The sequence below is a fragment of the uncultured Amnibacterium sp. genome, from assembly GCF_964244015.1.
GTDB lineage: Bacteria > Actinomycetota > Actinomycetes > Actinomycetales > Microbacteriaceae > Amnibacterium.
Genome location: NZ_CAXTHO010000009.1, coordinates 34,193 through 41,141, shown reverse-complemented (window position 1 = coordinate 41,141; position 6,949 = coordinate 34,193). Strand labels below are relative to the sequence as shown.

The following is a 6,949-nucleotide window of genomic DNA, read 5'->3' as shown; positions in this document are numbered from 1 at the left end:
GGTCCCGTCGACCTGCTGCTCGTCCGGCTTGCCCTCGGTGCTCATCCCGCCCTCCGTTCGGCGTCCACCGCGCGCGGGCGGTCGATCAGGTGGCCCATGCGCTCCCGCTTGGTGTCGAGGTAGCGCTGGTTCGCGGGCCCGATGCCGACCACGAGCGGCTGACGCGAGGCGATCCGCACGCCGTGCGCCTCCAGCTGCGTGATCTTGTCGGGGTTGTTCGTCAGCAGCCGCACGGTGTCGAAGCCGAGGTCCGCGAGGATCGCCGCGGCCGCGCCGTACTCGCGGGCGTCGACCGGCAGCCCGAGCGCGAGGTTCGCATCCAGGGTGTCGAGCCCGTCCTCCTGCAGCCGGTACGCGCGGAGCTTGTCGGTCAGGCCGATGCCGCGCCCCTCCTGGCCGCGGAGATAGACGACCGCGCCGCCGTCGTGCTGCACGCGGTCGAGCGCCGCATCGAGCTGCGGGCCGCACTCGCACTGCATCGAGCCGAACGCCTCACCGGTGAGGCACTCCGAGTGCACGCGCACGAGCGGCGGCAGCGCGCCGTCCCCGTCGGCGACGAGCGCGACGTGCTCGTCACCGGTCAGCAGGTCGCGGTAGGCGCGGGCGCGGAAGACGCCGTGGGTGGTGCGGAGGTTCGTCTCCACCTCGAAGCGAACGCGGGCGGCGGGTGTCGGGACGGAGATCGCCGCCTCGTCGCACTCGAGCGGATGGGCGTCGAGGTACTCGCGGATCGCGGCGACCGTGGTGACGAGGAGCCCCTCCCGCTGCCCGAGCTCGAGCAGCCCGGTCAGGCGCGTCATCGTGCCGTCGGGGGACGCGATCTCCGAGATCGCGGCGACCGGAGGCAGCCCGGCGAGCTTCATCAGGTCGACCGACGCCTCGGTGTGCCCGCCGCGCTCGCGGACGCCGCCGTCGACGGCGCGCAGCGGCAGGATGTGGCCCGGCCGGTGCACCGAGGCCGGGGTCGAGGCGAGGTCCGCCAGCACGTTCAGCGTATGAGCGCGGTCGGCGGCGCTGATCCCGGTCGACAGCCGATCGGCCGCGTCGACGCTCACCGTGTAGGCGGTGCCGCGCGGGTCCTGGTTGTCGCGCACCATCATCGGCAGCTCGAGCCGGTCCGCGATCGCGTTCGTCATCGGCGCGCAGATGAAGCCGGAGGTGTGGTTCACGATCCAGGTGATCGTCTCGGGTGTCGCGAGCGCGGCGGACACGATCGCGTCGCCCTCGTTCTCCCGCGCCTCGTCGTCGGCGACGATCACGATGCGGCCGTCGCGGACCGCGGCGACGACCTCCTCCACCGGTGCCAGCGGCATCAGACCACCCCCTCCTGCACCGGCGCGAGGGCCAGCAGTCGCGCGACGTGCCGGGCCAGCACGTCGGTCTCCAGGTTCACCCGCGCGCCGGCGGCGAGGTCGCCGAGCGTCGTCGCGGTGAGCGTCTCGGGGATCAGGCTCACCTCGAGCCAGTGCGCCGGCCCCTCCCGGCCGACGGCCGAGACGGTGAGGGAGGTGCCGGCGATCGCGATCGACCCCTTGTCGACCACGAGCGGCGCCAGGTCGGCGGGGAGCGAGAAGCGCAGCACGCGCCACGACCCCTCGTCGCGGACCTGCAGCAGCTCGCCGACGCCGTCGACGTGTCCCTGCACGATGTGGCCGCCGAGGCGGTCGCCGACCTTCGCGGCCCGCTCCAGGTTCACGTCGTCGCCCTCGCCGAGGTCCGCGATCGCGCTGACGGCGAGCGTCTGGCCCATCACGTCCGCGGTGAAGCGGCCATCGCCGAACTCGACGACGGTGAGGCAGACGCCGCTGACCGCGATGGAGTCGCCGTGCCCGGCGTCCCCCGTCACGCGCGGCGCGTCGATCGTGAGCCGTGCGCCGCCCTCCGCGGTCCGCTCCCAGCGGGTGATGCGGCCCCGCTCCTCGATGATCCCGGTGAACATCTATGCCTCCTGAAGCATGGGGCGGGCGACGACCAGCACGTCCTCGCCGAGTCGATGGACGTCGCGCACCTGCAGGCGCCGCTGCGCGGCGATGGTGGGCACGCCGAGGTCGAGCGTCGCGAGCCGGTCGCCGCCGAGCAGCGTCGGCGCGAGGTACACGAGCACCTCGTCGACCAGCCCGGCCGCGAGGTAGGCGGAGACCAGCGTGGGACCGCCCTCGAGGAACGCGCTCGTCGCGCCGGTCTCCGCGATCGCGCGCAGCGCCACGTGCGGATCGTGCGACCGCACGTGCAGGAGGGAGCGCGGATGCGCCCGCACGGCGGCGTCGGCGGAGGGCTCGTCCCGGCCGACGAAGACCGGCCGCGGCTGGTGGGGGAGGAGCGCACCGTCGCGGTCCCTCGCGGTGAGCGCCGGGTCGTCGGCGCGGAGCGTGCCGGCGCCGACGACGATCGCGCCGTGCTCGGACCGCCGCCGGTGCACGTCCTCCCGCGCCTCGACGCCCGTGATCCAGCGGCTGGAGCCGTCCGCGGCGGCCACGCGACCGTCGAGGCTCGACGCCCACTTCGCGGTGACCCATGGCCGGCCGAGGCGGAGGGAGGTGGACCAGCGCTCGTTCAGCGCGGCCGCCTCGTCGGCGAGCACGCCCGCCTCCACCTCGACTCCCGCGGCGCGCAGCCGTCCGGCGCCTCCGGCGGCGAGCGGGTTCGGGTCTTGCTGCGCGAACACGACGCGGTCGACGCCCGCAGCGATCAGCGCCGCCGAGCAGGGGCCGGTCCGGCCCGTGTGGTCGCAGGGTTCCAGGGTGACCACGGCCGTCGCCCCTGCTGCGGCGCCGGCCGGCACCCTCGACAGGGCGTCGGCCTCCGCGTGCGGGCTGCCTGCCCCGCGGTGCCATCCCTCGGCGAGCAGCTCCCCGTCCGGGCCGAGCAGCACGCATCCGACCTGCGGGTTGGGGCCGCCGGCCGGGCCGCGCCGGGCGAGGTCGAGCGCGCGGCGCATCGCGCGCACCACGTGCGCATCGGTGCCGACCGCCGCGAGGACCACGCGTTCCTTCCCTCATCCGGGTGCTCCGGGGGGTTGCGGAACGGCGCCGCCGGGCGTTCCGCGGTCGCGGAACACCCCCGTGCTTCTCCCATCCAGACTGTGACTGTCGGTTCCGGAGTTCCACCGGATCGGCCCGGATCTCCCCGGAGGGTGACGCGGGTTCGCGGACTTTGACCGCCGGTTCGGAATTGCACCGACCCCGGAGCACGTGTTGCTTCGCCGCACTCTACCGCCGGTGGACGACGCCCCTGCCCGCGCGCTCGTACGCCTCCTCGTCCCGCGCCCCGGGGCGGCGCGGCGGTCCGCTCAGAAGCGAGCGGGCGAGAGCTGCTCCAGCACGCCGTCCAGCCCGGTGAGGCCGTGGTCGGCACCCAGCAGATCGGCGGCGGCGACCTGCGCGAGCGAGGCGGAGGTCTGGATGCCGTAGCCGCCCTGCCCCGCGAGCCAGTAGAACCCCGGCACGGCGTCGTCGAACCCGACCACCGGGGACGTGTCGGGGGACAGGGTGCGCAGCCCCGTCCACGTCGCGATCGGCGTGCCGAGGTCGAGGTCGGTGACCGCGTTCACCCGCTGCAGCACCGTCTGCACGATGTCGTCGAGCGGCTGGGCGTCCTCCGGCTCGCTCGCGGTGTCCTCGAGCGCGGAGGCGAGGATCGTCTCGCCGCGCGGGCGGAAGTAGAACAGGTCGGCGACGTCGGAGGCCATCGGCCACCGGGGGTCCACCTGCCGGCTCGCCGGGGCGACCGCGACGGTCCGCCGCTTCGGGGTCAGGCCGCGCGGCCTGACCCCGAACAGCCCGGCGACCCGATCGACCCAGGCGCCGGCCGCGTTCACGACGACCGGTGCCTCCACGGTCTCGGTCCCCGCGGTCAGGCTCCAGAGGTCGCCCACCCGCTCGGCCGCAGTGACGCGCGAGCTCGCGACGATCGCCGTACCGGAGGCGACCGCGTCCGCCCGGTACCACGCGAGCAGCGTCGGCACGTCGACCTCGACGGCGGAGAGGTCGATCGCCGCGTCGACCAGCGGCGCCCGGTGCAGCGCGGGCAGGAGGCGGACCGCCTCGTCCGCGCCGATCGGGGTGAGCCCCGATACCGTCGCCAGCAGGTCGTCGAAGCGATCGGGTGCCTCGTCGTAGTGCACCCAGAGCAGCGGGCGCGACAGGTAGATCGCCACCCCGGCGGCGTCCGCCTTCGCCTCCACCATCGGGATGGAGGCGGTGGTGAGCGCACGGACCGGCGCGGGCCCGTAGGTCGGCTGCATCTGCTGAGCGGACCGGCTCGAGGTGTGGTGGAACAGCTCGGGCTCCGCCTCGAGCACGATCACGGATGCGCGGCCGCCGATCGCCGCCGCGAGCGACAGCCCCGCGATGCCGCCACCGATGATCGCGATGTCCGCCGTCTGCGTCATGCGCACATCTCTACCCGACCCGTGTTGCCGGCAGATTCCGTTTTGAAGGAGTTCTTCCGCCGGAGGCGCAGGAACTCCTTCAAAACGGAATCAGAGCGAGGGGTAGAGGCCGACCTTCTCGTGCACGTCGGCGAGCTTCGCCGAGGCCAGCCCGTGGGCGCGCTGGGCGCTGGCCGCGAGGATGCGGTCCACCTCCGCCGGGTCGCTCTGCAGCTCCCGCGTGCGCTCGCGGATCGGACCGAACGCCTCCACCACCGCGTCGGCGACGTCGCGCTTGAAGTCGCCGTAGCCGCGGCCCTCGTACTCGGCCTCGAGCGTCGCGATCGGCACACCACGGAACGCGGAGAGGATCGCGAGCAGGTTCGAGACGCCCGGCTTCTCGCCGCGATCGAATCGCACCTCCCGGCCGGTGTCGGTCACGGCGGACCGGATCTTCTTCGCGATCACCGCGGGCTCGTCGAGCATCCAGACGATGCCGGAGTCGGTCGTGGCGGACTTGCTCATCTTCGCCGTCGGGGTCTGGAGGTCGTAGATCCTGGCGGTCTCCTTCTGGATCTGCGGCTTCGGCACCGTGAAGGTCTGCCCGAAGCGGGTGTTGAACCGCTGCGCCAGATCGCGGGCGAGCTCCACGTGCTGCTTCTGGTCGTCACCCACCGGCACCAGCTCGGTGTCGTACAGGAGGATGTCGGCCGCCATCAGCACCGGGTACGTGAACAGGCCGACGCTCGCGGCGTCCGCGCCGTTCCGGGCGGACTTGTCCTTGAACTGCGTCATCCTGCCGGCCTCGCCGAACCCGGTGATGCCGTTCAGGATCCAGGCGAGCTGCGCGTGCGCGGGCACCTGCGACTGCACGAACATCGTCGAGCGCTCGGGGTCGATGCCCGCGGCGATGTACTGCACCGCGAGCGTGCGGGTCGCGTCCCGCAGCGCCTTCGGGTCCTGCGGCACCGTGATCGCGTGCAGATCGACGATGCAGAAGATCGCGTCGAAGTCGTCCTGCATCGCCGCCCACTGCTGGATGGCCCCGATGTAGTTGCCGATGTGCAGCGAGTCGGCCGACGGCTGGATGCCGGAGAAGATTCGGGGCCTGGTGCTCATGAGGGTCTCTCTGACGACGTGAGGAGGGGAAGGAGGGGGGCGGCGCGTCAGCCGAGCCGGTAGTCGACGACCACGGGCGTGTGATCGGACCATCGCTCGTCCCGCGTGGCCGCCTTGTCGACCGTGACGGACTCGACCCGCTCGGCCAGGGCCGGGGAGGCCAGCTGGTAGTCGATGCGCCAGCCGGCGTCGTTCGCGAACGTCTGACCGCGCCACGACCACCAGGTGTAGGGGCCCTGGACCTCGCCGGCCGCACGGCGTCCGAGGTCGACCCAGCCGAGGCCGCCGCCGGCGTTGTAGTCCGCGTCCCCCTCCGCGCCGACGAACCGGTCCCAGTAGGCGCGCTCCTCGGGCAGGAAGCCCGAGTTCTTCAGGTTGCCCTTCCAGTTCTTGATGTCCAGGCTGCGGTGCGCGACGTTCAGGTCGCCGACGATCACGGCGAGCGGGTTGTGTGCGGTCAGCTCCGGCATCCGCGCCTCGAACGCGTCCAGGAACCGGTACTTGTCGACCTGCTTGGGCGACCCGACTTCGCCGGAGTGCACATAGGCGGACACGACGGTGAGGATCTCGTCGCCCACGGCGTAGTCGGCCTCGATCCAGCGGCCGGCGGTGTCGAAGTCCTCGTCGCCGATCGCGACGCGGTGGATCTCCGCCCTGCCTCGGGAGGCGATGGCGACGCCGGAGCGGCCCTTCGCGGTCGCGGCATCGTGCAGCACGTTCCACTCGGGGCCGAGCAGGCCCTCGAGGTCGGAGGTGTCGGCACGCACCTCCTGCAGCGCGAGGATGTCGACCCCGCGGCCGTCGAGCCACGCGCCCATCCCCTTGCGGAAGGCGGCACGGACGCCGTTCACGTTGACGGTCGCGACTCTCACGGTCGGTCCACCCACGATCGGCAAGCCTAGGCGAGGCAGCGCGGCGCGCCGCCGCGCCGCCTCGCTCGGGCGATCACCGCTTCGCGAGTCCCTTCGGCAGCGTGAAGTCCGCGGCCATCGTGGCGCTCATCGACTTCCCGACCGTTCCGGCGACCAGCTTCGAGCCGCTCACCTTCAGGGAGCTCGTCGGCCTCGCCGTCAGGCGGAGTGAGACGGCGGCGCCCATCGATCCCTTCACGGCGGAGAAGGTGACGCGCTTCGCGAAGGAGGCCGAGCCGGACTTCTTCAGGAGCGACGCGGTACCCGTCCCGTCCGCAGGAGCGGCGAGGTAGTACCCCTTCCTGTCCACCGACTCGAAGGAGTACCCCTTCTTCGAGCCCACACCGGCGCGGACGATCCACGACGTCGCCTTCTTGACGGTCTTCGAGCTGCTCTTGCTCGCCTTCTTGATCGTGACCTTCGTGCCGGTGTGCGCGACGCGGCTGCCGGACTTCGAGGCGGGGGAGAGGCTGACGGTGCTGCCCGTGGCGAGCTTCACTGCGGTGCGGACGACGCCCGCCTTCGTGCCGGTCGCCGTGCCGGTGCCGGT

At 72.8% G+C, this 6,949-nt stretch carries 7 protein-coding genes and 1 riboswitch; all 7 genes read right to left on the bottom strand.

Going from position 1 to position 6,949, the window contains the following annotated elements; all coding sequences use genetic code 11:
- Window positions 1-41 precede the first annotated feature (41 nt).
- Complete coding sequence (ribA, locus tag ACFE67_RS02275; RefSeq protein WP_375405250.1) at window positions 42-1,313, bottom strand: GTP cyclohydrolase II; 1,272 nt, start codon at window positions 1,311-1,313, stop codon at window positions 42-44.
- The gene (locus tag ACFE67_RS02270) at window positions 1,313-1,939 is read right to left on the bottom strand and encodes a riboflavin synthase (RefSeq protein WP_375405249.1); all 627 of its coding nucleotides are present in this window, start codon (window positions 1,937-1,939) and stop codon (window positions 1,313-1,315) included. Before ACFE67_RS02270 ends, ribA begins: the two co-directional genes overlap by 1 nt.
- A complete protein-coding gene (gene ribD, locus ACFE67_RS02265) occupies window positions 1,940-2,938 on the bottom strand; it encodes a bifunctional diaminohydroxyphosphoribosylaminopyrimidine deaminase/5-amino-6-(5-phosphoribosylamino)uracil reductase RibD (RefSeq protein ID WP_375405253.1) in 999 nt (332 codons plus the stop codon).
- 121 nt (window positions 2,939-3,059) lie between these two features.
- Window positions 3,060-3,194, bottom strand: a riboswitch (FMN riboswitch).
- Window positions 3,195-3,289: 95 nt separating this feature from the next.
- Window positions 3,290-4,390, bottom strand: coding sequence for an NAD(P)/FAD-dependent oxidoreductase (locus tag ACFE67_RS02260; RefSeq protein WP_375405248.1), 1,101 nt, complete (start codon window positions 4,388-4,390; stop codon window positions 3,290-3,292).
- A 90-nt stretch (window positions 4,391-4,480) separates the two neighbouring features.
- A complete protein-coding gene (gene trpS, locus ACFE67_RS02255; protein WP_375405247.1) occupies window positions 4,481-5,488 on the bottom strand; it encodes a tryptophan--tRNA ligase in 1,008 nt (335 codons plus the stop codon).
- Between the two features lie 47 nt (window positions 5,489-5,535).
- A complete protein-coding gene (locus ACFE67_RS02250) occupies window positions 5,536-6,360 on the bottom strand; it encodes an exodeoxyribonuclease III (RefSeq protein WP_375405246.1) in 825 nt (274 codons plus the stop codon).
- 73 nt (window positions 6,361-6,433) lie between these two features.
- Window positions 6,434-6,949, bottom strand: a 516-nt coding sequence (locus ACFE67_RS02245; RefSeq protein WP_375405245.1) for an AbfB domain-containing protein, incomplete at its 5' end; no start/stop codon positions are given.